The sequence below is a fragment of the Bilophila wadsworthia ATCC 49260 genome (genome assembly GCF_000701705.1).
GTDB classification, from domain to species: domain Bacteria; phylum Desulfobacterota; class Desulfovibrionia; order Desulfovibrionales; family Desulfovibrionaceae; genus Bilophila; species Bilophila wadsworthia.
Genome location: NZ_JNJP01000025.1, coordinates 20,675 through 46,478, shown reverse-complemented (window position 1 = coordinate 46,478; position 25,804 = coordinate 20,675). Strand labels below are relative to the sequence as shown.

The following is a 25,804-nucleotide window of genomic DNA, read 5'->3' as shown; positions in this document are numbered from 1 at the left end:
CTCGGAAAAACTGGTCGCTCAGCTTGGGAACATATAATCCCGTAGGGTTAGCGGCGTTGGGGCGCCATTTGCCGAGGTTGGCGGCGATGGTGGCACTGATGGCGTTGTAGGCGAGCAGCATTCCGGTGAATCCTCCGCCATCATAGACTTTTTTCAGCTCGGGCCAGTCGGAGAACAGGACGAGGTCTCCGTTCGCCCAGACGTGATTCGCGGGGAGGGTCGTCGAGCGCCAGTAGCGCGGCACGCCGATCATCGACAGGCGGAGCGCTTCGCAATAATCAACGGACTTCTTGTCCGCAGCGCTCATGAGGCCGGCGACGGACTGCGTGGCCGCGGCGTACGTCGTATCCTTGGCGGCGATGGTCAGCTTGTCGTTCGCAGCATCCGGCGTCAGGGTCACGTTGGTCCCGGCTACGAAGGTCAGCGTGTCGGTTTTCGTGTCCGCCGCAATGGAGGTCGAACCGACAAGGATGTTGCTGAACGCGTTCTGGTTCACTTCCGCGCCCGGGGCCACTCCATCCAGCTTTTTCTTGTCCGCAGCGCTCATGAGGCCGGCGACGGACTGCGTGGCCGCGGCTTACGTCGTATCCTTGGCGGCGATGGTCAGCTTGTCGTTCGCAGCATCCGGCGTCAGGGTCACGTTGGTCCCGGCTACGAAGGTCAGCGTGTCGGTTTTCGTGTCCGCCGCAATGGTGGTCGAGCCGACGAGGATATTGCCGAAGGCGTTCTGGTTCACTTCCGCGCCCACGGCGATGCCGTCCAGCTTGCCCTTGTCGCCCTTCGCCATCAGGCCGTCGTTGGAAGCCGTTGCGAGGGAATAGGTCGTGTTCGTGTCCACGTCGCCGACAAGCTCGTACTGCGCGCCGGTGTAGACGAATTCGTAGGTCCGGTTCGCGGCCAGCGTCCCGGCGGCGATGGCGGCCCCACGGTACTGGATGGGCTTCGCGCCCGTGCCGTTGACGTCGAGGGTCGGGTTGGCGGCGCTGTTGGTTACGGTGAACTTCACAAGGACGCGGGCCCCGGTAGCCAGCGCGAATCCCGCCAGCGCAACGGTTTTTGCGGCGGTGGCGGCAGCCGTCGAGCAGGTTGCGTAGTGATGGATGTTCGCCGAGCCGTCGAAGGCCACGCCTCCGATGGTGCGTTTCGTGGCGAGGCGGGTGGCGGTCTGGGCGTTGCCCGCGGCGATCAGGGCCGTGATGGCCGCTGTGATGGCCGTTTCCAGCGCGTCCAGATCGGCATCGTCACGGACGCCCGGCGCGTAGCGTTTGGCGACGAACTGGGCGAGCCCGGCGGCGACGAAGGACGACTGGCGCAGGGCCATGTTCTCCAGCTCGCGTCTGGCGATCCCCGGCTGATGCCCCCGGAGGCGCTGCACGTCGTTCTTGTAATCCTCCAGCGCCATGATGTCGCCGCTGGCTATGGTCCCCTGTGGGCAAAACGAAAGAATTTCATTGATAACGGATGTGGGCATGATGAACTCCTCTTCCGCCCACCATGCCCGCCCATGCCGCCTTTTCCGACCCTGAACAAGTTCCTCCGCTCCGCGCCCCTCCTGCTCCTCCCCCGGCTTCCGGCCCCTCCGGACAAACAAAAAGGGCATGGCGGACGCCCTTCCGTCCGCCATGCCCCCTTTCGATTATCTCCGCCCTGATGCCCCCGCACCTACGGCAGCGGCTCCAGCCTGACGGGCCAGATCCCCTTGCCCCATCCGGACAGGCCGCCCGTTTCGCAGTTCCAGCCGAGCAGCGGTCCGCGCTCCGGGGCCACGGCGTACCACGCCACCCGCACGCCTTCCGGCTTGAGCGGCAGGTACCCTTGCAGGAGGAGGTTGCGCATCACCGCGTCGAGCGGCGTCCCGGCAAGCCCGATGACCACGGACATATCCTGATTGTCCTGCATGAGGATGAGGCTGCCCGTGTCCGCAAAGGCCGATTCCCAGACCTCATACGCGCCGGGCACGGTCCCGTCCCAGCGGTTCGCGCCGATCTTCGCCTTGAGCAGCAGGCGGTACGTCTCGTCGGGCAGGCGCACCATGCCCGTTTCGGGGTCGTACAGCCCCTTCCACGAGCCCCGCGCCCAGCCCACGGCCTCGCGGCCCCATTCGAAATACACGTCGTCCAGCTCAAGCCGCAGGTGGCGGCTCCTGCCGATCCATTCGCCGGTACGGTCGAGCTGCCCGCCCACGGCGGAATCCACGTCAAAAGCGGCGCGCATGGTTTCCAGCAGCTCCTGCAGCCCGCACAGCGGATCGGTGACCGCCGCGACCGTCGCCATGAACCGGGGACGGTTGCGGTGCTCCGAGGTCACAAGGCCGAGATAGCCGCTCATGGCCGCACCACCAGCTTGACGCGATCCACCGAGCAGGACGCCACGGCGTTGAAGGCGACGGCCACGTTTGCGGCGGACTGCGCGCCCTGCGACGTCCCGAGCGTGATGGACTCGATGTCGTAGGAGGCGGCGTTGGCCGCGTTCGCGGGCGAGTACAGGCGCGAAAGCGACACGTCGTCCCCGATGTTCAGGCCGTTGATGTGTTCCGCCACGTTCTTCCTGATGCTTTCCCCGGTGGTGGAAAGGTAGCCGGGGAAGGGCCTGATGGTGACGGTGGCGTACACGGGCGTCTCCACCGGGCGGAAGAACTTGATGACATTGGGGACGCCGAACTTGTCGCGCACGAGCGCCTCGGTCGTGCCGTACGTCCCGGCCCCCGGCCCCTTCTTCGCGGCGATGGCCGCCGCGATGGCCGCCGTATCCCCGCCTTCGACGACCATGCAGATGCTGTGGCCGGGGATGCCGTCGGCGTCGGGCACGCCTCCGTCGTTCTCATAGCCCCGGCTGCGGGTGACGCCGGGGATGGACGCCACGGCCCCCAGCGTGCCCTCGAACACGGTCAGGGACGGGAGCGCGGTGGAGATGGCCTGGCGCCGCCTGAGCTCCGCGTCCGTCTCCACGGCGGCACCGGGCAGGGCCGCGGCGGGGTTGCCCACGGACTGCCAGCCCCGGGCGGGCGTGAGGATCTTGACGATGTCCCCGGCGGCGGCCCGGATGTCCCCGCTCTCCTCCGCCGTGGCGGTCACGGTGATCTCGCCGCTTTGCGGGATGGCCACCTCGTCGGGGAGCAGCCAGCGTTTCCCGGCGGCGTCCCCGGCCATGCCGCCCCGGATGACCGTCCCGGCCTGCCCCACAAGGCGCAGGTCGACGGTGCTGCGGCCCGAGGGCTTGCGCCGGAGGCCGTTGATCTTGACCATGCGGGACAGCCCGGTCCCCTGCGCCGTGGCGGGGGAATAGGCGTTGTAGACGCTCCCGGCGAGGGTATAGGCGTCGTGCAGGGCGAGGGCGAAGACGGCGCAGAGCTGCCCGTCCTGGCTGTCGGGCTCAAGATAGAGGTCGTCGCCGTAAATGCCCCGGAAACGGGCTTTGACGTCCTCAAGGACCGTGGGATAGTCGGGCAGGTGCAGCCCGGTTTCGTCGATGGTGGCGAGCGCCATTAGAAAACCTCCTGTATCGTCGTTTCCCCGTAGACCGTGCCGATGACGGCCCGCACGGAGAGTTTGCGGGTTTCGCCGTCGAAGGAGGAGGCATACGAAACGATGCCGGTCACGCCTTCCGTATCCAGTATCCGCTCGCGGAAGACGGGGTCATACGTGTCCTGCGTGTGCTTGCCGAGCACGCCGGGGACGTAGGGCGTCCCTTCCTTGAGGTCGACGAACCATTCCCCCGCGAACAGCCTCAGCCTGGTCAGGACGGCCTGCCCCACGGCTTCCGGGGTGTCGGCGTGCATGTCCGCGCCGCCGCGCCCGAAGGCGTAGTCGCCGTTTTCCGTCAGTTTGCGGTATTTCATTGCGGGCCTCCCGTGGTCCCCCCGCTGTCGCCGGGGTGCGTATGGCTGTTGAGGCTGATGTTCGATGCGGTCACGTCGCCCGTGGCGTTGAGCGATCCGGCGAGCGTGGCCGTGGTCGCGCCGCCGCCCTGCGACTGCATGGAGAGCAGCCCCTTGATGACGATCCGCGGGGCGTCCAGCGTGATGGAGCCGCCGCTTCTGACGGTGACGGACGAGGGCCCCACCGCCGTAACCGCCCCGCCGGGCGTGATCTCGACGTAGGCGCTCCCGTCGTCGGCGCGAAGCTGCGTGTTCCCCGTGTGCACGGCGGGGGACAGCCTGTGCGGCTGGCTGCGCACGCCGACAAGGGCGAAGCCGTCCGAGAGGTCGTGCATCCGGGGCTCCATCGGCTCGCCGACGCCGCCGGACTGCCACCACGCGTCGATGCAGCGGGAGGCGAACACCACAAGGCACTCGTCCCCCGCCGCCACCGGGAAGGTGAGGGCAAAGCCGCCCCCGCCCGGGAACACCACCGGCACGTCCGGCAGGATGGGCAGATCCACGGAAGCGGCCTTTCCCGCCTCGTCGGAGATCCGCCCGGCAACGGCGGGCTGTACGGAAACCGTCATCGCCGCCGGATCAAAGGACTGGACGATGCCGGGCAGCGCCGTCCACATTTCCGCCTGCCTGCCGTCGAGGGCCGCGCGCAGGGCTTCGACGGGCTCGGCCCATCTTTCTCGTCTGTCCATCACCGTGCCTCGTCCAAAGGAAGCTGAGAGGTATCGTCAATGCCGACGCACGACAGGGTGGCGTACCAGTCCGTGCCCCGCGTGTCGCCGGAGAAGGTTATCGAAAGGATGCGGTAGAGGCCGTCGTGGACGTCCCTCGGCTCCCGCCCCGCCCCGGCCTTGAGCCCGGCCCCGCCCGCGTTGTCGAGCCGGACGCGCCCGCCGATGCGCAGGCGGGGGTTGAGCAGGCACTTGATCTCGATGCCCTTGTCGTTGGCCTTGGGCGTGCCGATGAGCCCGGTTCCGGCGGAAAGCACCACGGCCTCGCCGGGGAGGTAGCCGCTGGCGGGCACCATCTGCATCTTGCCCTTCTGGAAGCTCCACGCCGTGCCGGTGCGCCTCGCGGTATCGCGCATGTAGGCGCGGGCCATGCCGTACATGACCTTGCCCCGGGGGAGCTTCTGGCCGGGAAGGAGAGGGATGTAGCCGGGTTCGATCCCCTTGGCGGAAAAGGCCTTCATGCAGGCGCGGACGTGGTCGTCGGGGGTGGAGCCCGCCGCCAGCGAGGTATTGACCAGCGCGTAGTTGTAGGCCCTGTCGCCGTCCCCGGCGCTGATCTCGAGGCAGGTGTCCACCCCTTCGCCCTCGCCGCCGTTCTTCCCGGCTCCGGGGCCGCCCTCCTGCCCGAGCGCCACCTTGGTGATGTTCCCGTCGAAGATGACGGAACAGTTGCCCTGATACCCGGCCTGAAGGATGACGCGGGTAAATTCCTTGCGGATCCGCCCGGCTGTGGCCTCGGAGAGGTTGTAGACCCTGATCGAGGCGCTGTTGGGGGTTTCCTGCTCGCTCACCTTGACGGTGAAGGCAACGCGCAGTTCCCCAAGCTCCAGCGCGCCGCCCTCCTTGGGCCCGACGAGCAGCGAGCACCGGCGCAGCCACTGGCGGCCCTCATCGCGGCGTTCCCCGCTACGGCTTGTTGCCTCAGCCATGATCAGCCACCTCGAACAGCAGGTCCACGCCCCGCCCGAGCGTATCCGGGGAGGGCGGCTCGTCCCCCGAGAGCAGGAGCGCGCCCCCGAGCCCCAGATACGCATACGGCTCAAGCAGGTCGCACCCCGCCACCAGCGGGATGCCGGAAACGAGGGGGACGCCCTCGGCGTCGGCCATGTCGAGCAGCCAGCCGCCTTCGGGCGCGTCCATCCAGCGGACGGCAAGCAGCAGCTCGCGGCCCGCCAGAACGATGCTGAACCGCTGCGGCTCAGGGGTCAGGGGAATGACATAACGCATTGTCGCACTCACTTTGGTTGTATCTTCAAGGCCATGCAGAACGTCACCTCACGGGGACGGCCTGCTTCTGGCCCTTGTTCGCCGTCCCGCCGGTCTTGGCGGGGTTCCGGTGCCTGCCGGGTTCGGCCGGGACCGCCATCACCTGCGTCCTCACGATGATCACCTCGCGGCACTCCGCCGTCACCATGAGCGCGTGCTCGGAGTCCGGGGTGGTGGTCACCGTCAGCTTCTCCAGCAGCATGTTGCCGTACTTGCGCTTGCCCGTAACGATGTCGAAGGGCTCACGGGCGTTTTGCAGCGCCAGCAGCGCGTTGTAGAGGGTGGCGTTGTACGGGTCCCAGACCGGCAGGCCGTAGGTGCTCTCCGACGACGCGCCCCTGATGACCACCTTGCACGGATTGCGGTAGGCGTGATCGCTGATGTTCGCGCCCTGCTCCACGGGATGCTTGGCGATGGTCAGGGTGTCCTCGTGCTCCTCGGAAACGACCACGTCGAAGGAGAGCCCGCCGAGGCTGCGCAGCGGGCGCAGGAAAACGCGTTCCAGCGGTTGGATCAGCCAGTTCATCGGGCGGCCCCCTGTGCGTAGCGGATCAGATCCGCGTTGATGTTGTCCTGTTCCACGGCGACGCGGCGGGCCACCTCATCCGGCGAGCTTGCGCCGCTGACGTTGATTTCCGTCCTGGATTCCAGCGAAACCGCGCTGCCGGCGGAGGCCATCGCCGCCGACTGCCACGGGGCGGCCATTAGGTAGGCTTCCGTGGAGGGGGAGAAGAACGGCTGCGTCCCGAAGCCTGGCCCGAAAAGGCCCGCGCGGGAGGAGCCGCCCCCCGGCGTCCTTCCCTGTCCGGAGCTTCCCGGAGCGCCCCCGAAGGAGCCGCCGGAAGCGCCCGGGAAGAATGGACCGCCGGGGCCGTCCGCCCCAAAACTGCCCGCCCCGGAACCTCCCGTACCCAAGCCTCCCGCAGGAGCGCCCGCGAAAGCGCCATCCGAAGGCGTGCCGCCCACAGAGCCCGCTCCCCAAGCGCCGCCGGAGGAAACGCCCGCAGCGGAACCCGCCCCCCAAGCATTCCCGGAGGAACCGTTCCCGGAGGAAAGGCCGCCATATCCGGAACCGCCGTTCCCGGCGGGGGCGCCCTGCCCGCCGTGGGCGTACGGAGCGCGGAATCCGGGCATACCGTCCTCCGCGCCCGCATCGGGGAGCCGCTTCCAGCCGAGCTTTTCCAGCGCCCAGTCGGGAAGCATGTCGACGAGCCCGTAGAGCTTTTCCCGCACCCAGCCGAGGGCCTTGCCGAACGCCCCGGCAACCGCCGAAGCCGAGCTTGCCGCCCACGCGCCGAAGTCCGGGAAGGACGCCGTGACCTGTCCCCACACGAAGGCGAACACGCCGAGCACGGCTTCCCCGAGCGCCGCGAAAATGGCGAAAGCCGTTTCCCGGAAGCCCGAGAACAGCCCGAGCGCCGCATCCAGCGCGCCGGAAAGATCCCCCGAGAACACGGAGGCCACGAGATCGCGGATGCTCTGGAACTCGCTGGCGAGCCCCTGCCCCACGGCCTCAGCCGCCGCGCCGAGGCTCGGGAACCGGTCGGATACGAACGCCACTGCGCCGGACAGCGCCGAAGAAAGCCGATCAGCGGCTTCCGAAGCCGCGGGCCCCACCACATCCAGCGCACCGGAGAAGGCCGAGGACGCCGCGCCAGCGACGTTCCCGAAGGCTGCGCCCAGCGTGTCCGCGACGCCTCCGAAAGCCGAAACCGCCGCTTCCGCTAAACCGGAAACCGCCGGGGCCACGGCTTCAGCCGCACCGGAGAAGGCCGAACCCACGGCTTCCGCAACGCCAGACGCCCACGCGCCGAAGTCCGGGAACGCCTCCGTGACCCTGCCCCACAGTGAGGACAGGCCGCCGAGGATGCCTTCCCCGAGCGCCGGGAAGACGCCGAGGGCCGTTTCCCCGAAGTTCCGGAACAGCCCGATCCCCGCATCCAGCGCGCCGGAAAGATCCCCGGAGAAGATCGCGGCGGCGAGCCCGCCGAGGAGCCGGAAGCCGTCCATGATCCCCTGCAAGGCAATCCCGATCGCCGCGCCCATGCCCGAGAACAGGCCGGACACCACGTCCGCCGCGCCGCCGAACGCCGAGGCAAGCAGATCCGCCGTGCCGGAAACAGCCGCGCCGGCGAAGCCCATTGCGGAGGAGACGGCCGGGCCGACAGCCCCGGCAATGGCGGACCCCGCCCCTGTTACGAAGTTTACTGCGTTATTGAAGGCCGACGCCACCGCATCCACGGCGGCCCGCGCGCCGGACGCCACGGCGTCCCAGACGCCGAGGAGGAACGCCTTGACCGCGCCCCAGTTGTCCATGACGACCACCGCGAGCGTTACGGCGGCTCCGATGGCGAGGAGGTAGGGGTTGGCGGAAAAGGCCGCCGTCAGCAGCGCCCACGCTTCCTTGAGGTTGGCGAACCCGATGATCGCCGCGCCCACGGCCCCGCGCAGGGCCATGAAGGCCGCGATCCCCTTGCCGATCCCGGCGACGAGATCCGCGTCCAGCGTCCCGAGCAGGCCCGCGAGCTGCCCGCCCCACGAGACGAGCAGGCCGAGCGCCGCGCCGATGGCCGGGGCGGCGGCGGAGGCAAGCGCGACCACAAGCTCCAGCACGCGCCGGATGTCGTCGAAATGCGCCACGAACGCATCGCCGAGCGCCTCGATGCCGCTCCGGGCCGTGCCCACCAGCGAAAGCGCCACCGTCTTCGCCAGCAGGTCGCACAGGCCCGCCAGCCGCGCCATGCCGTCAAGGAAGCCCTTGCCGTCCTCGGCGGCTTTCGCGGCGTCCGTCCCCGCCGTGGCGTAGAGCGACCGGAACATGTCGCGCAGCCCGGAAACGTCCCGCGTGAGCATGGGGATGAGGGAAGGATCGATGCCCAGCCCCCGCGCATACGCCTCGCGCTGGGCATCGCCCATCTCCCGCATCGCCCCGCCCGCGCGCTCCAGTTCCGAGGCCGCGTCGGACAAACCCGGATTGTTGGCGAGCATGGCCTTGAGGGAGGCCCCGAGCGCGTCCGACGAAGCGCCCGTCTGTTCCGCGATGAACCGCCATTCCGCGAACCGCTCCACGGAAACGCCGAGCGCGTCCGCCTGCGCGGCGACCTCGGCCTCCCCCTTGGCGACCCCGACGAACGCGGCGGACGCGTCGGCAAAGGCCCGCCGGAGAGCGGAGCCGAACGCCGCGGCCTTCTCCAAGGAGGACTTGAGCGAGATCCCGTCGACCTCAAACCCCAGTCTGGTGAGTATCTGCTCTCCGGCTACAGCCATCACGCACGTTCCTTTTCTTTCGCCGCCATAAAGCGGCGTTCGTTCTCTTCCTGCACGGTCAGGGCGTCGTTCATGAGCGCCACGTCCTCAAGCGAAAGCGTGCCGTCCTTGAGGCCCTCATACCGGCACAGCCCCCGCAGGACCGGCCTCATCAGCCAGTCCTGCCCATCGGGGAGCGTTACCCATCGGATTCCGCAGCCTTCCCCGCACGGTTCAAAACCGAGGGGAGGTCTGCGAAAAAACCGGACAGGTTGTCTTTCAGGACATGCGCCGCGATGCCGAGCAGCATGGTCAGATCCAGCGGGAACATGACCACGCCGTTCACGCGCAGCCTGGCGAAACCGCCCGTATCCTGCCGGATCTGCGTCACGTCGAGGCAGGCGTTCAGAATGTAGTCCACATCGGCGTCGGGCAGCTCGCCTACGGTGCGGGCCAGCGGGCCGAGGAAGGCTTCGGGGTCGCCCGCGCTTCCGGCGAGGGCCACGAGCCGCTCGGTCACCGGGGCCAGACGCCGCACCACATGGAGCTGCTGGAAGGCGTTCAGCCTGCCGGAATCGAAGGTCTTGTCCTTGATGGTGAACTGCATGGCTACATCCCCAGCAGGAAGGAAATGGACCCGGCGTTGAACGTCCACTCCACAGCCCCGGCATCGGTGCCGTAGGTGATGGCGGGCTGCTTGGCAAAGGCGCAGTTCTGGCAGGTGATCACGTCGCCGCGCGCAACGTCGCGGATGACGATGGTGTTCATGCCGTGCTGGGCGCCGGTGGTGGTCTGGAGGTTGTACATGATCTGGAGCGCCGCGTTGACGCTGGAGGTCTTGAGCAGCTTGACCGACACGGTGCCGGATTTGTCGCCGAGCAGGCTGTGCATCACGGAGCCGTCGGCCCCGACGGTCATCTTGCTCCGCTCGCCGGCGGGCGTGACGGTGATGCCGCCCTGTTCGACCCCGGCCTCGTCTCCGGCGAGGGAGACGTTGCCGCCCGGCCCGTAGATGGAAGCCTGCACATCGAGAAAGCTATACGAATGTCCCATGGTTTTCCGTCCTCAATCAGCGGTTGACGTCGATCTGCACGTCGACGAAATGGATGGCCCCGGCAAGCTTGGCGGCGATCTGGATGGGCGGGCACTTGCGCTGCTCGCGCTCGGACTGCGCCTGTTCGGCCACGGGGGTCGTGTATACGTAGTAGCCCTTGTCGAGATAATCGCCGCGTTCCAGCAGGCCGAAACCGTCGGCGTTCCACGTGCCCGGAGCCACAAGGCCGTTGTTCACGGCTTCGCCGAGCACGGCCTCGATGCAGGTGATGATCTGGTTGGCGCCCGCGTCGGTCTGGGGGATCTTGGCCTTGGACTGGTAGAGCAGGTTCCAGGTTTCGGACTGGATGGCGTTCTGAAGCCAGTCGAGGCCGTGGATCTCGTCGAAGTAGGCCGGACCGGACATCACGCCTTCCTGGAAGATGGCGGTATCGTTGTCGTAGGCGGCGAACACGTTGCAGCGCTTGGCTTCGAGGGCCTGCGCCTGCGTTTCGGTGAGGCCCTCGGCGACGACGCCGGGAAGCTGCTTGAACTTCAGGGTGATGGTGCTGCGGTTGGCCGAGAAGTTCACGGTGAAGGCGCGGCCGAGCGCGGAGACGATGGCGTAGGGGTTGCGGCTGTAGGCCACGATGGTGCGCTTGCGGGCCAGCTCCTTGAGCTTGCTGGCGGCGTCCTCGGCGTATCCGGCGTCCAGCGCGCGGCTGTCGGTGACGGTGACGCCGTAGATGCGGGCCTTGGCGGAGGCTTCGACAAAGGCGGCCACGTCAAGGTGATCCTCGACGGCCAGGCCCTCGTCGGCAAAGACGCAGCCGTACCAGTCGCCGGACTTGTCGGCCAGCGCGGCCACGGCTTCCTTGGCGGTTTCGCCGTCGGTGCCCGCGACCGGGGGCAGGCCGGTGGAGGCGGTCATGCGCAGCAGGGCGGAAATGTCGGTCCCGGCGGGCTCGGACAGCGGGGCCAGATAGCCGATCCCGGCGGAAGCGCCCAGCGTGCTGGTCTTCATGGCGAAGCGCTGCCCGTCCCACGCGCAGGAAGCCCCGGCGGAGGCGAGGGCGGCGCTGACGACGGCGGCGACGCCGTTCATGTTGGTCGCGCCGGAGAAGTCGAGGCCGGTGATGTCCTTGGAGACGCCGCCCACGGAAACGGCGAAGCTGCCGTCCTTGACGGAAGCCCACGCGGAAGCGTCGGCCTCGCCGTCGGAGAGGATGCCGCCCTTGAGGATGGCGGGAGTGGGGGTTTTGCCCCAGCGTCCCACGCAGAGCTGCGCGGGGCGGGGGGACTGGGAGAAATAGAGTTCGGCGGCCCGGTATTCCGGGGCGTCCATGCCGAAGTCGGCGGCCACGCCGTCGATGCCGGTATAGGCGCGGAGGCGTTCCTCCATGTCGATGACGCCGGAAGCGCCGATGATGAGCAGCGTGCCGAAATTGCGCCGGGCCGCCGCCATCGGCTGGAGATTGATGCCGACGCGGACGACGCGGTCCACGCTCAGAGCTCGTGCCATGATAAAACTCCTGTCAGTTGCCGCGGATGCCGCAATCGGGCTGTTCCGCATGGGTGATTGCCACAGTGCCTTCCGCCGCCTTGCCCTGCGGGGACGAGGGCCCCCGCCGGAAGGTCAGCGTCAGATCCGCCCGCCCGCTCCAGCGCAGATCGTCAGGTACGCCGGGTGCGGAGGAAGCCGGAGGCGTGATCACGTCCCCTGCCTGCACCAGCGCGATGTTGGCGTGCCAGAGCGGTTCGCGGTTCTGGGAAATGTGAAGCCCCGCCTTCAGTTTCAGGGCCATGTCCTCGCAGGCGGGGCCGAAGAAGCTGGCCGGGACCGTCAGCGTCTCAAGGGTGAGCACGCGGCTCATGCCCTGCCCGTCCTCGGTTTCGTAATGCCGCACCTGCGATTTGGATTCGGAACGCTTCGTGATGCCGAACGAGCACCACGTGGCCCCGGTTTCCGGATCGGCCTGAGGCACGGCGATCCGTTCGCGGACGAGATCCCGGGGAAGCCCGGTGATGCCCGCGATCACGTCCCCGATCAGCCGCTCGATGTCCGAACGGGCCAGACCGGGTTCGGGCTGAAGGAAGCCGCCTGTCGCGCTAGTGTTCATGAACGCTCCTTTTGTGATCCGGGGCCTCCGCATTCCGGAGCGCCCCTCCCCCTTGCGGCGAGGGGCCCCCTGTCATCAGGGCCCGGCTTTATGCGCCGATCGACCTGCCCCTGTGCGGCGAGGGGCCTCCCCATCGGGAGGCTGTCCCCACAATGCGGCGCAACGCCCCAAAAGCGCACCCTGAACAAGTTCCGGCGGACGGAAAAAGCCGAAAACGCCGGGCCGCGGGAAACCGTTTGCGGCGGAAAACCGCCCCCGGAGAAGGGCATTGAAACAGGGGGCTGGGCAAGGGGAAAGGGATGAAGGCACGGATGAAAGCCGGAGCGCCTCCCTACGGGTGGGAAAGGGCGTGCGTAGGGAAGCTTATCGGATCGGGCTATGGGAACGCCCCGCGGACGGGAAAGGGGGTATCCATTCCATAGCTGTCCATGTTGATCGTAAGGACGCCCCACGGGTGGGAAAGGGTCCCCCCGGACGGGAGGGTCCCGGAGCTGCGCCTCGGCCTCAAGCGCTTGCAGGGCCCCTCCAGACGGGGATGAAGGTCTCATGCGGGCTGAGGAAGCTGGTATGTGTGTGCAGGCCCCTCCAGACGGGGATGAGGGGGTGCCGGATGCGGGACGCCGGAGATCAGCCGAAGACCTTCATGAGCAGCGCCCCGACGCTTCCGGCGACCGTGGCGATCGCCGCGAGCGCGGAAATCCCCCCCGCCCGCCTGTTCTCGGCCTGCTCAAGGGAGCTGATGCGGATATCCTGCATGGCCAGCCGCTTGCCGTGATCCTTGAGCTGGGTGATCACGATGTCGTCGAGGCGCTGGTTCGTGCCCGCGACCTCGGCCTTGAGCCCCGAAAGCTCGGCCTTCACTTCCCCGATCTCGCGGACAAGCCGGATGTTCTCTTCTTCGCTCACCGCGCCGCCTCCATACCCTTGAACCGCAACCCCCACCCGCCGGAACCGGGCACGGGATGCGCCCGCCGCCCCGGATACGGGGCCTCCGGGCCCGCTTCCCGCGCCAAGCCCAGCCCTTCCCCGCCGGAACAGGGGCTTGCCGGGGAGACGGTTCCCCATACGAACGGCAGCCCCTCCGCAGAGCCCGCCACGCAAGGCTGAGACGGCTCCGGGAACGCCCCCGCAGAAGGCAAGGGCGGGTCCGGTGTATGGGCCAAAATGCCCGAAAGCCGCCCCTCCGCCCCAGAAGCCGGGAGGCCCGGAAGCGGGGCCGGTTCCGGCATAATCCCCTCCAATGTATCTGAGAGCGGGGCCGGCATACCCCACTCCGATGCGGAGGCCGGGAACGTGCAGGCCGGACGTGCCGGGCCTTCCGGAGCGGTGGCGTCCGCCAAGGCCAGCCCCGTCCACTGGGCGCAGCCGCACGCCCCCGGCAGCAGCGCGCACAACAGCGCCATCAGCCGCCCCACGGCGGGCACGCGCCAACTCCGGGATTGCCGCCAGCCGCGGGCCTTGCCGCCCGGAGAGCCGCTTGGGGGATACGACGGCCCGCGCATCACTTCCCCGTCACGGCTTTGACTTCGGCCTGCACGGTTTCGGATCTGCCGTCCGCCACCGCGCCCCGGTTCTGCCCGAAATGCGCGGCAAAGGCATGGGCCCAGCGGTACACGGCGGCATACGGCCCCGCCGTTCCCTTGGGCACGGGCATCCAGACGGTAGCCACCGCGCACAGCCCGCAGACGGTCATGACCGCGCTCAGGGCGACGGCAAGCCACGCCGCGTCGGGATACTGGGCGGCGAGCTGGGCCAGTGCCGAAAAAAGGAACTCAATCACAGCCGTTTCCATCAGTATGCGCCTCCATGCCGGTAAAAGGCCACGTCGCGCGGCTTGTCCGGGTCGTTGTCCACATGGATCCACGTCGGGGCCAGCTCGATGCGCCGGAAACCAACTTCAAGCAACGCTTGAAGGATCACAAAACGGGAATGGGAATCCACACAGCGGATGTCCACGGCATACCCGCGCGTGTGGGCGGACGTGGGCACGCCCCCGACGGCCTTGTTGTGCTTGGGGCAACGGTAGGCGGACGTCAGCGAAAACGGCGTGCCCGCCAGATCGCGGGCCTCGTCGAGCAGATGCAGCAGATCGGCGTCCATTTTTTCCATGCCCGCGCCGCACCCGCACTTGCAGCGGAATTCGACCGGGGAAAAATGACGCAAGGTAAAACCAGCCATAGGAACCTCCTCCCCCCACCTTGGCGCGTCCGGCCCGGAAGCCACACCCTGAACAGTTTCCGGCGGAGCCCCGCCCCACGCCCCCAAACGTACGGCCCACGCCAGCTCAGGAGCCCCCGGGGAGCCTCAGGTTCAGGCCCGCGGGAAGCTCGCCCCACACCGTGGATCGGCAAGAAAAAAGAAAGGGGCACCTCCCCGCGCCTCGGGCAACAGGCTGCCTTGCGACGTTTCCGGGGTTGCGGCGGAAACCTCCCACGCCTCGCGCACGGGGCTTTGCGAAGCCCCGAACCGCCCCCCTCCCAACCCGGCAAGCCGTGCCTGCCGGAAGGGGCTCCGATTGAAGCGGGCGGCGGACAACGCGGACAACGCGGGGCGCGCCCTTCCCCTTCTCAGTCCGGGCGGCATACCGAACCCCGCCCGCCGCTTCCGCCGCTCCCGATCTTGCAGCGGCTTGCAATCATGCGCACATACCGTTCCGTGACGCCGATTTCGAGGGCGACGGCCCCCGGCGCCTTGCCGGATTCCAGCAGGCGCGCGATCCGTACCTTGGAGGGCTCGTTGCGCCTCCTGTTGGGCAGCGTCACCCGCAACCCGCCGAACGCCGAACACAGCCGCCTCATCCGTTCCATGCCGATGACCCCGCAGAGCGGAGAACCTTCCGGCTGCGTGCGCGGAATGTACGTGGACACCCCGCCCACGGCGCGGCACAGCTTTTCCGCCCCGTCTTCGCCAATGGCATCAGCCAGTTCCGCATAATTCACCCAAAGCTCGCCCATCACGCCTCCTTTTTGTTTCCGTATTCCGCTTCCCCGTTCCGCAGGGCTCCGGCACCCCCGGAGCCCGCGCCATCCCGCGCCGTGCCCCGCAACCCCCAGCCACCGCGCGCTTGCCCGCCCGGAAAGGCCCCGCACGCGCAGGCGCGTCACCCCGCGCGTCCGCAGCCTCCCCGTTTCCCGCGCTCCATCTTCCCCCGCAGGTTCGCAAGGATTTTGGCGCACCAGTCCGTATTCAGGGCGATCTGCTCGTCCCGCGTCAGCGTCCTCCCCGGCAGGGCCCGCTCCGCCTCCCGGCGCGCCTCAAGCCCCCGGCGCAATTCCTCGCAACGCCGCCATATATCCGCAACCGTAGGGAAATACGGGGATTCGCGGCGATGTGCCTTTACAGCCCGCTCCACGATGTCACGCGGGAACGCCGCAAGATCCTCCGCCCAGTCCTCCGCCAGAATCCGCAGCTGCGCGGGCGTCCTGCCCGCCTGCGGGTAGTGCAGCGCCAGATTGACCAGCGTTTGAAGCATAAAGTCCAGATTGTGCATGAGCCCTCCGCACCTGCAAAAGCATTTTCGCCATGTCGTCGTTGTCCTGCGCCCGCCGCGCCGCCGTGCCGACACGCGGACGCCCGGCCCCCGCGCATCCCTCCGGCTCCACGAACGGGCGGTCATTCCAGCCCATCCCGGCCAGCCATTTCGCCATCTTGGGGATCTTGCCCCGCCTCCAGCGCGTGTCCTCGGCCAGCATGAGCCGGATGGCCTCCCGCACGGCGCAGGGTTCGGGAAGCGCCCGGCGCTCCCAAAGCCGCAGCCACTCGCGCCATGCGTCCTCCCGCCCCTGCTGCACGGGATACGCCGACCAGCAGGACAGGAACCCCTCCCGCTGCGGGTGCCCTTCCAGGAGAGGCCCGCCCGGAAAGGAGCCCGACGAGGGGAAAGGCCGCTCCGCCCTTTGGGGCGCCGGATGCCCAGCCCGGAGTCCTGCCGGATGCCCAGCCGGGTACGGGGCCTGATGCGGGAACGGATGCGAAGCCGAGCGCGCCCCGCAAGGAAGCCGTCCGTCGGGCAGGGGCATCCCCGCCGCAACGCCTCCCCCCTGTGGGCATTCTCCCGATGGATATTCCCCCGGCAAGCGCCCGTCCGCAGGGGCCCCATCCCGCGGGCTTCCGTCCGGCGAAACGCTTCCGGCGCAAGCGAAGGCCCCGCCCGGAGCCCCGCGCCCGCCAGACGGGAAAGCCCCGGCCTCTCCATCCCGGATCGCTCCGCCCGCGCGCGTGCCCCTTCCCCCCTTCCGCCGCTGTTCCTGCTCCTGTTCCTGATTGGGCATACCCTCCGGAAAGGCTTCCCCGAAGGGTATGGGCAAGGCTTCGGAAGGAGCCCCGGCAAGATTTCCGGGACGGCTGGCGGAAACGCCGGGCGCGGCCCGGCCCAACACGCCGGGGAACGCCTCGGCGAACGCGTTGCGGAACCCCTCCCCAAGCGTCCGGACGGCCTCACCCGTGCGCTCCAGCATGGCCCCCTTCAGCGGGGATTCCGGCAAGTCCCTGAAGGCCCCCACCCACGAGCGCACAACATTGGGCGATTCCGGCATGTTGTGGCGGAGGAAGTTCGGGAACCATACGAGCGGGGCCTTGGCGTCCTCCTTGGCGATGCCGAGCGCGAGGACTTCCCCGAACGCCTTCCGGAACACCTTTTCGGACCACCCGAGCTCACAGGCGAGGCCGGGGGCGTTCGCCCGGATCGCGCCGAGCGGGGTCATGTGCGGGTGCGTCAGCAGGAATAGCAGCGCGAGCTTGCCCTTGTCGGAAAGCTCGCGGACTTTGGCGTCGTTCCAGATGCACGGCGATATCTTACGGTATTTCATCACCTTTCCTCCCGTATGGCGTCCGGGGCGGCCCTGCCGTCCCCCCTAAACCTCAAGTGTTCCTTCAACTTTTCCGCTCCCTTGCCCCGCACGATGAAACGCCGGCGAAGCGGCAACGGCGCGCCGATGATGCCGGCCTCGCCCCTGATTGGGCCGGGCAAGGGGTGCCGAGCGCCGGGGCACAGCCTCGGGCCGGTTCACGAAAGCGCGCCCTATCCCATGTACGGAATGGATAATTCCATATATGAAAATAAATGGCAACAGAAAAATGCCACATGGGAATCTTCCCATATATGAAAAAACTTGCTACGGTTCCGGGATGAAGACCGATTACGAAAAGGCCATAGAATGGCTGAACAAAAAGGCGGAAAAGGCGGGCGGGATCACCAATCTGGGCAAGACGGTGGGAGCCCCGGCCTCGACGTTTTTCCGTGTGCTCAAGGGCGGATCGCCTCCCGGAGCCGACAAGCTGCTGGACTGGATTTCCCAGCTCGGCGGAAAAATCGTATTCCCTGACGAGCGGATGGAAGGCTATACCCTGATCCCCAAGGTCGTGGCCCAAGCCGGGGCCGGATCGTCGCTCATCACTTCGGACGAGGTTCTGGGGATGTATGCCTTCCGCGACGACTTCCTGCGCAGGGTGGGCGTCCACGCCAAGGAATCCGTCATGCTGGACGTCATCGGGCACAGCATGGAGCCGATGATCCGCCATAAGGACACCATCCTCGTCGATCAGTCCGTCAAGGAGCTGCGGGACGGGGACATCTTCCTCGTGGGCTTCGGGGAGGAGCTGCTCGTCAAGCGCGTCCAGCGCACCCCGCGCGGCTGGCTGCTCAAGTCGGAAAACCGCGATTTCTCCGACATCGTGGTCGAAGGCCCGGATCTCGAAACCTTCCGTGTCTACGGGAGGGTACGCTGGTTCGGGCGGGTCGTCTGAGGGCTGCCCCTTCCAGCGGGAAAGCACCCGCCACACGCCTATCCCGGCTCACAGGAGGAGTCCCCCCCTCCCCTTTGCAGCCCCCGCCAACCTACACATATCCCGGAATGCGGCCCGCGCAAGGCTCCTCGGAGGCACGGGCCGCCTCCCGGCACAGCCCAGTGCGGGCACGCCCTCCTTTTTCCCTCCCTCTCTAGGATAGCGGGGGGCACCCTTTGCCGCCCCCCACCTCCTCCCCCTCCACGTTCCTACCTTCATGGCAGGGGATTCCCCGCCGTACCCACGCCTTTCCTTTAGGAAAACCGTACCATCAGGCATTTCCGCTCCCCTGCCCGTGCAGCCCTCTTATCGGTGTCCGCAAGCCTCACCATGATTGGCTGCCCTGCGCCCCCGGAACCGCCTCCCCCCAACCGCCTCTCTCCTCAAGGCCCAGCCGCCCCACCGTACCGCTCCCTGCCCGGCCCGGAGCCCGTTCCGGTCGGCCATGCCCTTACGCCTCCCCCGTCCACGGCCGCCCCTTTCCGGGCTTTCCCACCAAACCGGGCTGTGATTCCTTCCTATCGCCTTCTTCTGATCTTTTTTCGCATGGTTGGGAAATGGATTCCCATGCATGATGCTGTGTTTGGAATCCATACGACGGTTTTTAATCTCATATATGGAATTTTATCTTGACTTGATACTCTATATATGGAACGCTCTCTTCACGGCACGGAGCTGAAAGCCCGCTGCCGACGTAATCCCGCGGAGTGCAGGGAAGGGCCCGTCCTCCACCGGGCTCAAGGTTCCCGGCTCCCGGGGTTACGTCAGTGCCCCGCCCACATGGGCAGCCTTCCCGCCGCGAAACGGACGGAGGCCGCACAGGGGAAAACGGCGGCGCAACCCGGTTCCTCTCCGGCGGAATGGCGGCTGCAAAGGCACAGCCCAAGCGCCGCAAGCCCGCACAAGTCTCATTGTATGGAAGCGCCCCGCCCGCTAGACTCCCGGCAAAGGAGTACGGCTATGCGAATGTGGATGCTTCCCCCGGAAACGATGTGCCGTAAGCACCTGCTGGGCGAACATGTTGAATTACATATGCTTCTCGGAAGCTTACGGCGCGGGAAAAACATTGACGGGTTCCTCGCCGGGAAGCTGGTGGACCCCCGGCGCATGTTCCGGCGGCACGAAGAGCTTGTGCTCGAAATGGAGCGGCGCGGCTACAGGCACGCGTCGCCGCTGGATGAGGCCGAGTGCGAAACGCTGGCGCGGCGGTACGGGCGCACGGGCACGGGGATAGATGCCGGAGCCAATGCCGCCGAACTGGCGCGCAGATGCCCGGAGTGCGCAAAACGCCTCCGCCGCCCCTAGCACGGAAAGCCCCGGGACCGGGGCTTTTTGTCCCCGTCAGGTTTCCTTAACAATCCAAGGAGGATGCCATGCGTAACCCTTATGAGGCGGAACCGGCTGAGGAGCCCCGCGTATGCGCCACCTGCGCCCGGTATTTCGATTTCGACCGGATGTGCAACGTGCCCGAAGCGGTGGAAAAGCTGTTGCGCGAGCGCTTCGGCATCGTGCTCGGCGGGTCTGAATTCGCCGTCGAACCTGAAAAAATCACCGACTGCGCCGCATGGGTAAGTGCCCGGCTGATCGACCGGTACGCCCTCCTCCGGGCCAAGCAGGACGGAAAGGCCGCGGCACGGGCCGCCTCAGCCCCCGCCGCGAGGCATGTTGCGGATGCCGCATCGGGCTTCGCACGGGCACGCCCCTATCCTCCGGGCGGGCGCCGTACGCCGTACGGGCAGCCGGGCGGCGCGCGGCCTGTGGTATAGCGCGTCCCTGCCAGGGAAAGCGGAGCCCTTTTCACGTGGAGGACCGGTCCCGCTCCGAAATCCCCGCCCCGTTCCACGCAGGCCCGACGGCACGGACAGTCCGCCATTCCCCTACGCGGCGTCGGCGATGGACAGCCTGCCGTTCCAGCCGCCATGCCCCACGGCGGGCATTCATCAGGGCCAAGGGCGGGACAGTTTTTTCCGCCAGCCGCCGATGCCCCACGTCGGGCATACCGCACGCACAACAAAAAAAGCCCAAGGAGGTTGTCCTTGGGCTTCTTCATGTCGTTGTGGTTGCGGGGGCAGGATTTGAACCTACGGCCTTCGGGTTATGAGCCCGACGAGCTACCATGCTGCTCCACCCCGCGTCGTGTGGAAAGAGTCCTACGCTTACCATGCGGGAATGGCAAGCTTTTTTTCGCCCCGTGGCAAAAAAATCCCGCCCCGCTGCCGTCCGTCCAGCCCGGACCCCTTCGAGAGCCTTTCCAACAGGCCTTCCTTACAAGGCTTTCCTCCAGCTCAGGCGCCTTTCCCGGTTCCGGCGCACGGGACGAGATCGTTCTCTCCAAGCCAGCGGCGCAGCGGCTCCAGCGTTTCGGGCCGGAATGCCGACACCGTGAAGAACGGCCCCCGCAGGCCCATGCGCGCCAGCCCCCGCTCGGCACGCGGGATGTCCGCGCCGGGATGTTCGATTTTGCTGATGATCCCGGCGATGAGGAGGTTCGGCACGGTTTGCAGCAGCCCCGGAGGGACATGGGCGGGCTCCGCCGTGGCGGACTGCACGTACAGGATGGCCCGCACGTCCTCAGCCGCCACAAGGAACGCCGTGCGGCGCTGCGGGTAGGTGATGTACTCGCCGGGCAGGTCTACCATCAGATCTTTATGGAATACGGGCGATTGCGTCTTGATGACCCGCCTTTCGGAACCGGGCTCCAGAAGCGCGGCGCAGAGCGTGCTCTTCCCGGCCTCGGGCGGCCCGGCAAGCAGGCATTTCCAGCGTTTGGGCATGATTTCCTCCGTAGCGGCCTCTCCCCTTCAGCATCGGCGTAAGGCCGCCCCCCAGCGGCTCCAGCGGCCTCAGCGCGCCGGGCCCGCAGATAAGCGATGCCCCCCGCTTCCGGATTGAAAGCGGCATGGCGTCCCCACCCCGGAAGGCGGGAGGCACGCAACGTATCGCTCTGCTGGCATCGCCCCGCCCGAACCCACTCCGGAACGGGGGCGGGCCCAGCGCTGCCCGGCGTCAGTGCCGGGTGACGGGGCAAATGGTGAATTGCAGCAGCCGGTTGAGCATGTCGTTGACCTGCGCGAGGGCCTGCTCCACCGCGCCCACGGAACCGTACAGGATCAGCGTGCCGGAAAAGCGGTCGAGGAAGGCCACGTTCACGTCCGCCGAACGCACCGCCATATCCCCGGCGATGATCGCCGTCTCGCCCGGCGTCAGGGTGAGGATGCCGATGGCGTCCACGTCGGGAATCCCGGCCTTTTCGCAGATTTCCGGCGCGGGGTGCGCGATGAGGTGCGCCACCGTCACCTGCTTCCCCGGCACATAGGCGCGCGTCCCGGTATTCGCCTCATTGGGCATGGGCTTCCCCCTTTCCCGTCCCGGCATCCCGGCCTGCGGACGGCGTCATGCGCCCGCGTCCCCGGCCTGACGCCTGTTCAGCTTGATGCCGCTGGCCTTCCAATGCAGCATGTCCCGGACAAGATCCACAATGACGGCGGCGGCTTCCACAGGCGGCGTCCCTTCCCTGTGGATGTTCGAAAGCACCGAACGGTCGGATTCGAGCGTGTCCGCCGTGGGGCGGTAGACCGCGTAGCAGCTCATGCTTTCCGACTGCCCAAGCCCCGGCCTCTCGCCCACGAGCATGACCACCACGTCGCAGCCCACGGCCTCGCCGATGCGGTCTTCGGCCTTCACCCTGCCGTGCCGCAGGAACAGCGGGGCCCCGGCCCGGATGCCGGCCTGCTTGAGCCCGTTCAGGAGCGGGGGCAGGATTTCCTCATAGTTGGCGAGCAGCGCGTCCGTGCTCAGGCCGTCCGAAAGCACGATCACCACCTGCGGGGCGTCGGCATAGCGGCGCTTCAGCTCCCGCAGCGACTCCTCGGACAGCAGCCGCCCGAGGTCGGGCCGCGTGAGGTAGGTATCCTTGTCCTCCGCCAGCGTGGAAACGCTCCACAGGCCATGCCCGCTGATCCATTCTTCAGGTACTTCTTTAAAGACCGTCCCCTTCGAGCGGGCATGATCCGCAAGGAAACGCAGGCAGGCCCGCGTCGGGGGCCGCGTCCCCACAGTCCCGGTGGCGATGCGCGCCCCGGTGTGCGAAACGAAATCATCAATGACGTCATGCCGATGGGGTGAAGCGATGAAACACCCCCGGCGGAATTCCGGCCCCGCCAGATCGGGAAGCGTACCGTCCCCGTCCCGGCCCTCGTCCTGAGCCGTGGGCATCCCGGTATGCGCCGCTTCCGGCTGGCTTCCCCGCCCGGCGGGCGGGACAAGGCCCGCCCCCCCGGTATCCCCCCGGCCGACCGGACGATCCGCCCCGGCCGGAGCGCCTTCCCTCAGCGCGGCGAGCACTTCCGCCGCGATACGCTCTACATCCTGTTCCCGCATGTCCTTTCCTTACGAATGGCGACGCCGCGCCTTAAAAGAGGAATGAGGCGTCCCCGGCCCGCGCCGTGAGCATGCCGTTTTCCATGATGCCGTGCCGCTCCAGCCATTGCTCGAACTCCGGCGCGGGCCGCAGGTTGAGCAGCTGGCGGGCCGTGGCGATGTCGTGGAACGAGTTCGTCTGATAGTTCAGCATGATGTCATCCCCCATCGGCAGGGAGATGATGAAATTGACCCCGGCGACGGCCAGCAGGAGCATCAGGTTCTCGTTGGAATTCTGGTCGGTGTCGGCGTGGTTGGTGTAGCAGCAGTCGCACCCCATCGGCAGGCCGTGCAGCTTGCCCATGAAATGGTCCTCAAGGGCGGCGCGGATGATCTGCTGATGGTTGTACAGGTATTCCGGGCCGATGAAGCCGACCACCGTATTGACCATGAACGGCTGGTAGCGGCGGGCCAGCCCGTAACAGCGGGCCTCCATCGTCACCTGATCGCAGCCGTAATGCGCGTCCGCCGACAGCGCGGAACCCTGCCCCGTCTCGAAGTACATGACGTTGGGCCCGGCGGCCTGGCAGTAATGCCCGGCGAGGTCATACGCCTCGTCAAGCAGCCCCACGCTCACGCCGAACTCGCCGAGCCCCTTCTCGCTCCCGGAGATGCTCTGAAAAATCATGCCCGCATTGGCCCCCTGCCGGATGGCCTCCATCTGGGTGGTCACGTGCGCGAGCACGCAGTTTTGTGCGGGTATCCGGTGCCGCTCGATGACCTCCCACAGGGCGTTGAGCATGGCCTTGGTGTTTTCCACGGTATCCGTCACCGGGTTGATGCCGATGACCGCGTCGCCCGCGCCGTAGGACAGCCCCTCATAAACCTGTGCCACAATGGAGGAAATGTCATCCCGCGTGTCGTTGGGCTGGAGGCGCGAGGAGAACCGCCCCGGCAGGCCCACGGTATTGTTGGAGCGCACCACCACGGGCATCTTCTTCGCCGCGCAGATGAGGTCGGCGTTGGACATGATCTTGGACACGGCGGCGGCCATTTCGGAGGTGAGGCCCTTGCGGACGCGCTCGATGTCGGCGGCGGACGTGCGCCCGTCCAGCAGGAATTCCCGGAACTCCGCGACGGTCCAGTTCCTGATGCTCCCGTAAACCGGCGTGTGCACGGCGTCCTGAATGACCCGCGTGATGGCGTCGTCCTCGTAGGGGACCACGGGGTTTTCGCGCAGGTCGCCGAGCGTCAGCTCGCTGAGCACCTGCTTGGCGGCGACCCGCTCCCGCATGGACGAGGCGGCGACGCCCGCAAGCACGTCTCCGGAGCGCAACTCCCCGGCCTTGTTCAGGACTTCCTTGATCGAACCGAATGCATACGTTGTCCCGAAAAGGACGGTCTTCAGCTTCACGGCTGCTCCACGAAAAAAACGTTGCCCCGAGGCGGCACGCCGGGGATGGCGGCGCCCCGGAAGGGGATGGACGGGCCTCCCGCCGCGCGCCTGGGGATGCGGCGGCCTTCGGGAAGCGGGCATGTGCGGAGGCAAGCGGCCCCAGCCGGGCTGGGCGGCCCCGCCCGAGGGGGGCGCCCCTGCCCGAAGGTCCCCTTGCGGGGCGGGCCACTCTCCGCCCCGCAAGGCTGCCGGGCCTGCGCCACACGGGAACGGGCTCCGGGCATATTCCCAAAATCCAAAGCCTATCGGACACACCAACGGGGAAGGGGTTCCAGTCCCAGCCACCAAGCGGGGGACGGAAGAGCCGCCGGGACGCCCTCAGCGCGAATACAGCCACCGCCCCGCGCGGGGAACGGCTGCAAACCCACCTTCCCCGCCTTCTCAGGCAAGTCCGCCGCCCACGCGGGGAACGGGCCGCCCGCTGGCTCACATTGGAGGGGCCGCCCTCCGCACAGGAACGGGGAGGGAACGGGGCCGGGAGCGCCGGAGGCATCCGCTGAAACCCAGGCCCCCGCCGCCCGCGCGGGGAGCGGCACCCCGCGCGCTTCCCGGAAAGGGAACGGCGGCTACTTGTAGGACTGCATCAGGATTTCGACCACGTCCGCTTCCGTGACGGTGTAGCGGTCGCACTCGAACCCGACTTCGGCGGCGGCGATATGGGCCACCTTGGGCAGGTCGTCCTTGTTGATGCTGAAGCCGGACATGGCGAGCTTGTCCATGCCGGTACGCTCCATGAGCTTGGCAAGGGCGGTCACGAAGGCGTAGCCGGGCTTGGCGGGGTCGGCCTTTTCGCCCATGATTTCGCCGATGGCGTCGAATTCCGTGGGCAGCAGCGAGCAGACCTTCTTATAGTAGGCGTCGGCGATGAGCAGCAGGGACGCGCCGTGCGGCACGTTGGGGAAGAACCCGCCGAGGGCCTGCGCGATGATGTGGTGGGAGGTGGTGCACACGAGGGACTGCGTGAACCCGCACAGGATATTCGCGGCGTAGGAGATGTTGCTGCGGGATTCGAGGTTCGAGCCGTCCTCGGAGAGGATGGGCAGGTGCTTGGCGACCTTTCCGATGGCGTCGACGGCGAAAAGCTCGGTGAGGCGGTTCTCGTTGCCGTTGTTCACGTAGCATTCGGAAGCGTGGAACAGCGCGTCGAAGCCTTGGAACAGGGTCAGCTTGTGCGGCAGGGTGAGCATCAGCTCTGGGTCGATGATGGAAATGGCGGGGAAGATCTCGTCGAGCGTGAAGTCGAGCTTTTCGTTGGTTTCCTCATTGGTCACGACGGCATAGGGGTCGGCTTCGGTGCCCGTCCCGGCGGTGGTGGAGATCGCCACCACGGGGAACGCGCCGGAGACCGGCTTGCGCCCGCCGCTTCCGGCGGAGGCGTAATCCCACAGGTCGCCGGGGTTGGCCATCATGATGGAGGCGGCCTTGGCGGTGTCGATGCTGCTGCCGCCGCCGAGCCCGATCACGAAGTCACAGCCGCTTTCCTTGGCGAGCGCGGCGGCCGCCATGACGCCGGTGCGGGTCGGGTTGGGGGTGACTTTGTCGAACACGGCCACGGACACGCCGTTCTGTCCGAGCAGTTCGATCACGCGCTGCTGGATGCCGAGCTTTTCCATGAGCTTGTCTTCGGTGACGCACAAGAGGGCCTTCTTGCCGGGCAGGGAAAGAGTGGCGAGTTCCTTCAGGCGGCCCGCGCCGAAGACGATCCGGGTGGGGATGAAATAGTCGATGCGCTTCATCATGGCTTTGTGCTCCGTATAAGGTTTGGCGTTTTCAGAGGCGTAGCGCCTTGTTCTCATGCCCTTTCAGTGAGCAATAACGGTGCCAAACTCCTATCCGTTCAAATTGCTTATCTCTTTTCACAAAGCCCTGTTTGTCCGCTCAAAGTATCTGTAGCGGAGCACGCGGAACCTGTAGCGCAACGCTACACTTTTCACAA

General features: G+C 67.4%; 28 protein-coding genes, 1 tRNA gene and 1 pseudogene. 4 read left to right on the top strand and 26 right to left on the bottom strand.

Going from position 1 to position 25,804, the window contains the following annotated elements:
• The 16 genes and pseudogenes from T370_RS0110415 to T370_RS26295 all read right to left on the bottom strand — a co-directional run.
• Positions 1-547, bottom strand: a pseudogene (locus T370_RS0110415) (hypothetical protein); the annotation flags it as partial.
• A gap of 30 nt (positions 548-577) precedes the next feature.
• Positions 578-1,471 carry a hypothetical protein gene (locus T370_RS0110410; protein WP_156034398.1) on the bottom strand — a complete coding sequence of 298 codons (894 nt, stop codon included), beginning with the start codon at positions 1,469-1,471 and terminating at the stop codon, positions 578-580.
• A gap of 191 nt (positions 1,472-1,662) precedes the next feature.
• Complete coding sequence (locus T370_RS0110405) at positions 1,663-2,328, bottom strand: DUF2612 domain-containing protein (protein ID WP_005027495.1); 666 nt, start codon at positions 2,326-2,328, stop codon at positions 1,663-1,665.
• The gene (locus T370_RS0110400) at positions 2,325-3,485 is read right to left on the bottom strand and encodes a baseplate J/gp47 family protein (RefSeq protein ID WP_029435677.1); all 1,161 of its coding nucleotides are present in this window, start codon (positions 3,483-3,485) and stop codon (positions 2,325-2,327) included. The genes T370_RS0110405 and T370_RS0110400 overlap by 4 nt, the downstream gene beginning before the upstream one ends.
• Positions 3,485-3,838, bottom strand: a complete 354-nt coding sequence (locus T370_RS0110395) for a contractile injection system sheath initiator (RefSeq protein WP_005027499.1) — start codon at positions 3,836-3,838, stop codon at positions 3,485-3,487. The genes T370_RS0110400 and T370_RS0110395 overlap by 1 nt, the downstream gene beginning before the upstream one ends.
• Complete coding sequence (locus tag T370_RS0110390; protein WP_005027501.1) at positions 3,835-4,566, bottom strand: Gp138 family membrane-puncturing spike protein; 732 nt, start codon at positions 4,564-4,566, stop codon at positions 3,835-3,837. Before T370_RS0110390 ends, T370_RS0110395 begins: the two co-directional genes overlap by 4 nt.
• Positions 4,566-5,534 carry a phage protein gene (locus tag T370_RS0110385; protein WP_029435676.1) on the bottom strand — a complete coding sequence of 323 codons (969 nt, stop codon included), beginning with the start codon at positions 5,532-5,534 and terminating at the stop codon, positions 4,566-4,568. Before T370_RS0110385 ends, T370_RS0110390 begins: the two co-directional genes overlap by 1 nt.
• The gene (locus tag T370_RS0110380) at positions 5,527-5,832 is read right to left on the bottom strand and encodes a phage baseplate plug family protein (protein ID WP_005027505.1); all 306 of its coding nucleotides are present in this window, start codon (positions 5,830-5,832) and stop codon (positions 5,527-5,529) included. Before T370_RS0110380 ends, T370_RS0110385 begins: the two co-directional genes overlap by 8 nt.
• Before the next feature lie 43 nt (positions 5,833-5,875).
• The gene (locus tag T370_RS0110375; RefSeq protein WP_029435675.1) at positions 5,876-6,397 is read right to left on the bottom strand and encodes a phage baseplate protein; all 522 of its coding nucleotides are present in this window, start codon (positions 6,395-6,397) and stop codon (positions 5,876-5,878) included.
• Positions 6,394-9,138 carry a phage tail tape measure protein gene (locus T370_RS22845; protein ID WP_051643815.1) on the bottom strand — a complete coding sequence of 915 codons (2,745 nt, stop codon included), beginning with the start codon at positions 9,136-9,138 and terminating at the stop codon, positions 6,394-6,396. Before T370_RS22845 ends, T370_RS0110375 begins: the two co-directional genes overlap by 4 nt.
• Positions 9,138-9,290, bottom strand: coding sequence for a DUF6889 family protein (locus T370_RS25515; protein WP_005027512.1), 153 nt, complete (start codon positions 9,288-9,290; stop codon positions 9,138-9,140). Before T370_RS25515 ends, T370_RS22845 begins: the two co-directional genes overlap by 1 nt.
• Before the next feature lie 26 nt (positions 9,291-9,316).
• Positions 9,317-9,724: a phage tail assembly chaperone gene (locus tag T370_RS0110360; RefSeq protein ID WP_016360354.1), complete on the bottom strand. Its 408-nt coding sequence runs from the start codon at positions 9,722-9,724 to the stop codon at positions 9,317-9,319.
• Between the two features lie 2 nt (positions 9,725-9,726).
• Positions 9,727-10,170: a phage structural protein gene (locus T370_RS0110355; protein WP_005027516.1), complete on the bottom strand. Its 444-nt coding sequence runs from the start codon at positions 10,168-10,170 to the stop codon at positions 9,727-9,729.
• A 16-nt stretch (positions 10,171-10,186) separates the two neighbouring features.
• Entirely contained in the window at positions 10,187-11,671 is a 1,485-nt protein-coding gene (locus T370_RS0110350) for a DUF3383 domain-containing protein (protein ID WP_029435674.1), read from the bottom strand.
• Positions 11,672-11,684: 13 nt separating this feature from the next.
• A complete protein-coding gene (locus T370_RS0110345; protein WP_005027520.1) occupies positions 11,685-12,269 on the bottom strand; it encodes a phage neck terminator protein in 585 nt (194 codons plus the stop codon).
• Positions 12,270-12,896: 627 nt separating this feature from the next.
• Positions 12,897-13,334 carry a hypothetical protein gene (locus T370_RS26295; RefSeq protein ID WP_371419105.1) on the bottom strand — a complete coding sequence of 146 codons (438 nt, stop codon included), beginning with the start codon at positions 13,332-13,334 and terminating at the stop codon, positions 12,897-12,899.
• 228 nt (positions 13,335-13,562) lie between these two features.
• Between T370_RS26295 and T370_RS24990 the strand changes: the two genes are divergently transcribed.
• Complete coding sequence (locus T370_RS24990; RefSeq protein ID WP_156034397.1) at positions 13,563-13,793, top strand: hypothetical protein; 231 nt, start codon at positions 13,563-13,565, stop codon at positions 13,791-13,793.
• On the opposite strand, the gene T370_RS0110330 is transcribed toward T370_RS24990, so the two are convergent.
• The 4 genes from T370_RS0110330 to T370_RS23590 all read right to left on the bottom strand — a co-directional run bounded on the left by T370_RS0110330 (position 13,771) and on the right by T370_RS23590 (position 17,077).
• Positions 13,771-14,049, bottom strand: a complete 279-nt coding sequence (locus tag T370_RS0110330) for an RNA-binding protein (RefSeq protein WP_248604245.1) — start codon at positions 14,047-14,049, stop codon at positions 13,771-13,773. The genes T370_RS24990 and T370_RS0110330 overlap by 23 nt on opposite strands.
• 11 nt (positions 14,050-14,060) lie before the next feature.
• Complete coding sequence (locus tag T370_RS0110325) at positions 14,061-14,447, bottom strand: YcbK family protein (protein WP_016360356.1); 387 nt, start codon at positions 14,445-14,447, stop codon at positions 14,061-14,063.
• A 389-nt stretch (positions 14,448-14,836) separates the two neighbouring features.
• Complete coding sequence (locus T370_RS0110320) at positions 14,837-15,223, bottom strand: hypothetical protein (protein ID WP_029435671.1); 387 nt, start codon at positions 15,221-15,223, stop codon at positions 14,837-14,839.
• 402 nt (positions 15,224-15,625) lie between these two features.
• The gene (locus T370_RS23590) at positions 15,626-17,077 is read right to left on the bottom strand and encodes a hypothetical protein (RefSeq protein ID WP_029435670.1); all 1,452 of its coding nucleotides are present in this window, start codon (positions 17,075-17,077) and stop codon (positions 15,626-15,628) included.
• A gap of 319 nt (positions 17,078-17,396) precedes the next feature.
• Between T370_RS23590 and T370_RS0110305 the strand changes: the two genes are divergently transcribed.
• From T370_RS0110305 to T370_RS0110290, 3 genes are all read left to right on the top strand, one after another.
• A complete protein-coding gene (locus T370_RS0110305) occupies positions 17,397-18,014 on the top strand; it encodes a S24 family peptidase (RefSeq protein WP_009369308.1) in 618 nt (205 codons plus the stop codon).
• A 999-nt stretch (positions 18,015-19,013) separates the two neighbouring features.
• Complete coding sequence (locus T370_RS0110295; protein WP_029435667.1) at positions 19,014-19,358, top strand: pyrimidine dimer DNA glycosylase/endonuclease V; 345 nt, start codon at positions 19,014-19,016, stop codon at positions 19,356-19,358.
• A 68-nt stretch (positions 19,359-19,426) separates the two neighbouring features.
• Positions 19,427-19,819, top strand: a complete 393-nt coding sequence (locus T370_RS0110290) for a hypothetical protein (RefSeq protein WP_016360359.1) — start codon at positions 19,427-19,429, stop codon at positions 19,817-19,819.
• Positions 19,820-20,110: 291 nt separating this feature from the next.
• On the opposite strand, the gene T370_RS0110285 is transcribed toward T370_RS0110290, so the two are convergent.
• The 6 genes from T370_RS0110285 to T370_RS0110250 form a co-directional block, all read right to left on the bottom strand.
• Positions 20,111-20,187, bottom strand: a tRNA-Met gene (locus T370_RS0110285).
• 151 nt (positions 20,188-20,338) lie between these two features.
• The gene (locus T370_RS0110275) at positions 20,339-20,827 is read right to left on the bottom strand and encodes a EutP/PduV family microcompartment system protein (protein ID WP_029435666.1); all 489 of its coding nucleotides are present in this window, start codon (positions 20,825-20,827) and stop codon (positions 20,339-20,341) included.
• Between the two features lie 232 nt (positions 20,828-21,059).
• Positions 21,060-21,401 carry an ethanolamine utilization microcompartment protein EutS gene (gene eutS / locus T370_RS0110270; protein WP_029435665.1) on the bottom strand — a complete coding sequence of 114 codons (342 nt, stop codon included), beginning with the start codon at positions 21,399-21,401 and terminating at the stop codon, positions 21,060-21,062.
• A gap of 45 nt (positions 21,402-21,446) precedes the next feature.
• Positions 21,447-22,433, bottom strand: coding sequence for an ethanolamine ammonia-lyase subunit EutC (gene eutC / locus T370_RS0110265; protein ID WP_029435664.1), 987 nt, complete (start codon positions 22,431-22,433; stop codon positions 21,447-21,449).
• Between the two features lie 31 nt (positions 22,434-22,464).
• Positions 22,465-23,826, bottom strand: coding sequence for an ethanolamine ammonia-lyase subunit EutB (locus tag T370_RS0110260; protein WP_029435663.1), 1,362 nt, complete (start codon positions 23,824-23,826; stop codon positions 22,465-22,467).
• Between the two features lie 608 nt (positions 23,827-24,434).
• Positions 24,435-25,607 (bottom strand): iron-containing alcohol dehydrogenase, encoded by a 1,173-nt coding sequence (locus tag T370_RS0110250; RefSeq protein ID WP_051643814.1) that lies wholly within the window; start codon positions 25,605-25,607, stop codon positions 24,435-24,437.
• Positions 25,608-25,804 lie beyond the last annotated feature (197 nt).

What these genes read in the sequence shown, in the direction of transcription:
- T370_RS0110410 (WP_156034398.1), bottom strand. Translation starts at nt 1,471, where the DNA reads ATGCCCACATCCGTTATCAATGAAATTCTTTCGTTTTGCCCACAGGGG.
- T370_RS0110405 (WP_005027495.1), bottom strand. Translation starts at nt 2,328, where the DNA reads ATGAGCGGCTATCTCGGCCTTGTGACCTCGGAGCACCGCAACCGTCCC.
- T370_RS0110400 (WP_029435677.1), bottom strand. Translation starts at nt 3,485, where the DNA reads ATGGCGCTCGCCACCATCGACGAAACCGGGCTGCACCTGCCCGACTAT.
- T370_RS0110395 (WP_005027499.1), bottom strand. Translation starts at nt 3,838, where the DNA reads ATGAAATACCGCAAACTGACGGAAAACGGCGACTACGCCTTCGGGCGC.
- T370_RS0110390 (WP_005027501.1), bottom strand. Translation starts at nt 4,566, where the DNA reads ATGGACAGACGAGAAAGATGGGCCGAGCCCGTCGAAGCCCTGCGCGCG.
- T370_RS0110385 (WP_029435676.1), bottom strand. Translation starts at nt 5,534, where the DNA reads ATGGCTGAGGCAACAAGCCGTAGCGGGGAACGCCGCGATGAGGGCCGC.
- T370_RS0110380 (WP_005027505.1), bottom strand. Translation starts at nt 5,832, where the DNA reads ATGCGTTATGTCATTCCCCTGACCCCTGAGCCGCAGCGGTTCAGCATC.
- T370_RS0110375 (WP_029435675.1), bottom strand. Translation starts at nt 6,397, where the DNA reads ATGAACTGGCTGATCCAACCGCTGGAACGCGTTTTCCTGCGCCCGCTG.
- T370_RS22845 (WP_051643815.1), bottom strand. Translation starts at nt 9,138, where the DNA reads ATGGCTGTAGCCGGAGAGCAGATACTCACCAGACTGGGGTTTGAGGTC.
- T370_RS25515 (WP_005027512.1), bottom strand. Translation starts at nt 9,290, where the DNA reads ATGAGGCCGGTCCTGCGGGGGCTGTGCCGGTATGAGGGCCTCAAGGAC.
- T370_RS0110360 (WP_016360354.1), bottom strand. Translation starts at nt 9,724, where the DNA reads ATGCAGTTCACCATCAAGGACAAGACCTTCGATTCCGGCAGGCTGAAC.
- T370_RS0110355 (WP_005027516.1), bottom strand. Translation starts at nt 10,170, where the DNA reads ATGGGACATTCGTATAGCTTTCTCGATGTGCAGGCTTCCATCTACGGG.
- T370_RS0110350 (WP_029435674.1), bottom strand. Translation starts at nt 11,671, where the DNA reads ATGGCACGAGCTCTGAGCGTGGACCGCGTCGTCCGCGTCGGCATCAAT.
- T370_RS0110345 (WP_005027520.1), bottom strand. Translation starts at nt 12,269, where the DNA reads ATGAACACTAGCGCGACAGGCGGCTTCCTTCAGCCCGAACCCGGTCTG.
- T370_RS26295 (WP_371419105.1), bottom strand. Translation starts at nt 13,334, where the DNA reads ATGGGGAACCGTCTCCCCGGCAAGCCCCTGTTCCGGCGGGGAAGGGCT.
- T370_RS0110325 (WP_016360356.1), bottom strand. Translation starts at nt 14,447, where the DNA reads ATGGCTGGTTTTACCTTGCGTCATTTTTCCCCGGTCGAATTCCGCTGC.
- T370_RS0110320 (WP_029435671.1), bottom strand. Translation starts at nt 15,223, where the DNA reads ATGGGCGAGCTTTGGGTGAATTATGCGGAACTGGCTGATGCCATTGGC.
- T370_RS23590 (WP_029435670.1), bottom strand. Translation starts at nt 17,077, where the DNA reads ATGAAATACCGTAAGATATCGCCGTGCATCTGGAACGACGCCAAAGTC.
- T370_RS0110305 (WP_009369308.1), top strand. Translation starts at nt 17,397, where the DNA reads ATGAAGACCGATTACGAAAAGGCCATAGAATGGCTGAACAAAAAGGCG.
- T370_RS0110295 (WP_029435667.1), top strand. Translation starts at nt 19,014, where the DNA reads ATGCGAATGTGGATGCTTCCCCCGGAAACGATGTGCCGTAAGCACCTG.
- T370_RS0110290 (WP_016360359.1), top strand. Translation starts at nt 19,427, where the DNA reads ATGCGTAACCCTTATGAGGCGGAACCGGCTGAGGAGCCCCGCGTATGC.
- T370_RS0110275 (WP_029435666.1), bottom strand. Translation starts at nt 20,827, where the DNA reads ATGCCCAAACGCTGGAAATGCCTGCTTGCCGGGCCGCCCGAGGCCGGG.
- eutS (WP_029435665.1), bottom strand. Translation starts at nt 21,401, where the DNA reads ATGCCCAATGAGGCGAATACCGGGACGCGCGCCTATGTGCCGGGGAAG.
- eutC (WP_029435664.1), bottom strand. Translation starts at nt 22,433, where the DNA reads ATGCGGGAACAGGATGTAGAGCGTATCGCGGCGGAAGTGCTCGCCGCG.
- T370_RS0110250 (WP_051643814.1), bottom strand. Translation starts at nt 25,607, where the DNA reads ATGATGAAGCGCATCGACTATTTCATCCCCACCCGGATCGTCTTCGGC.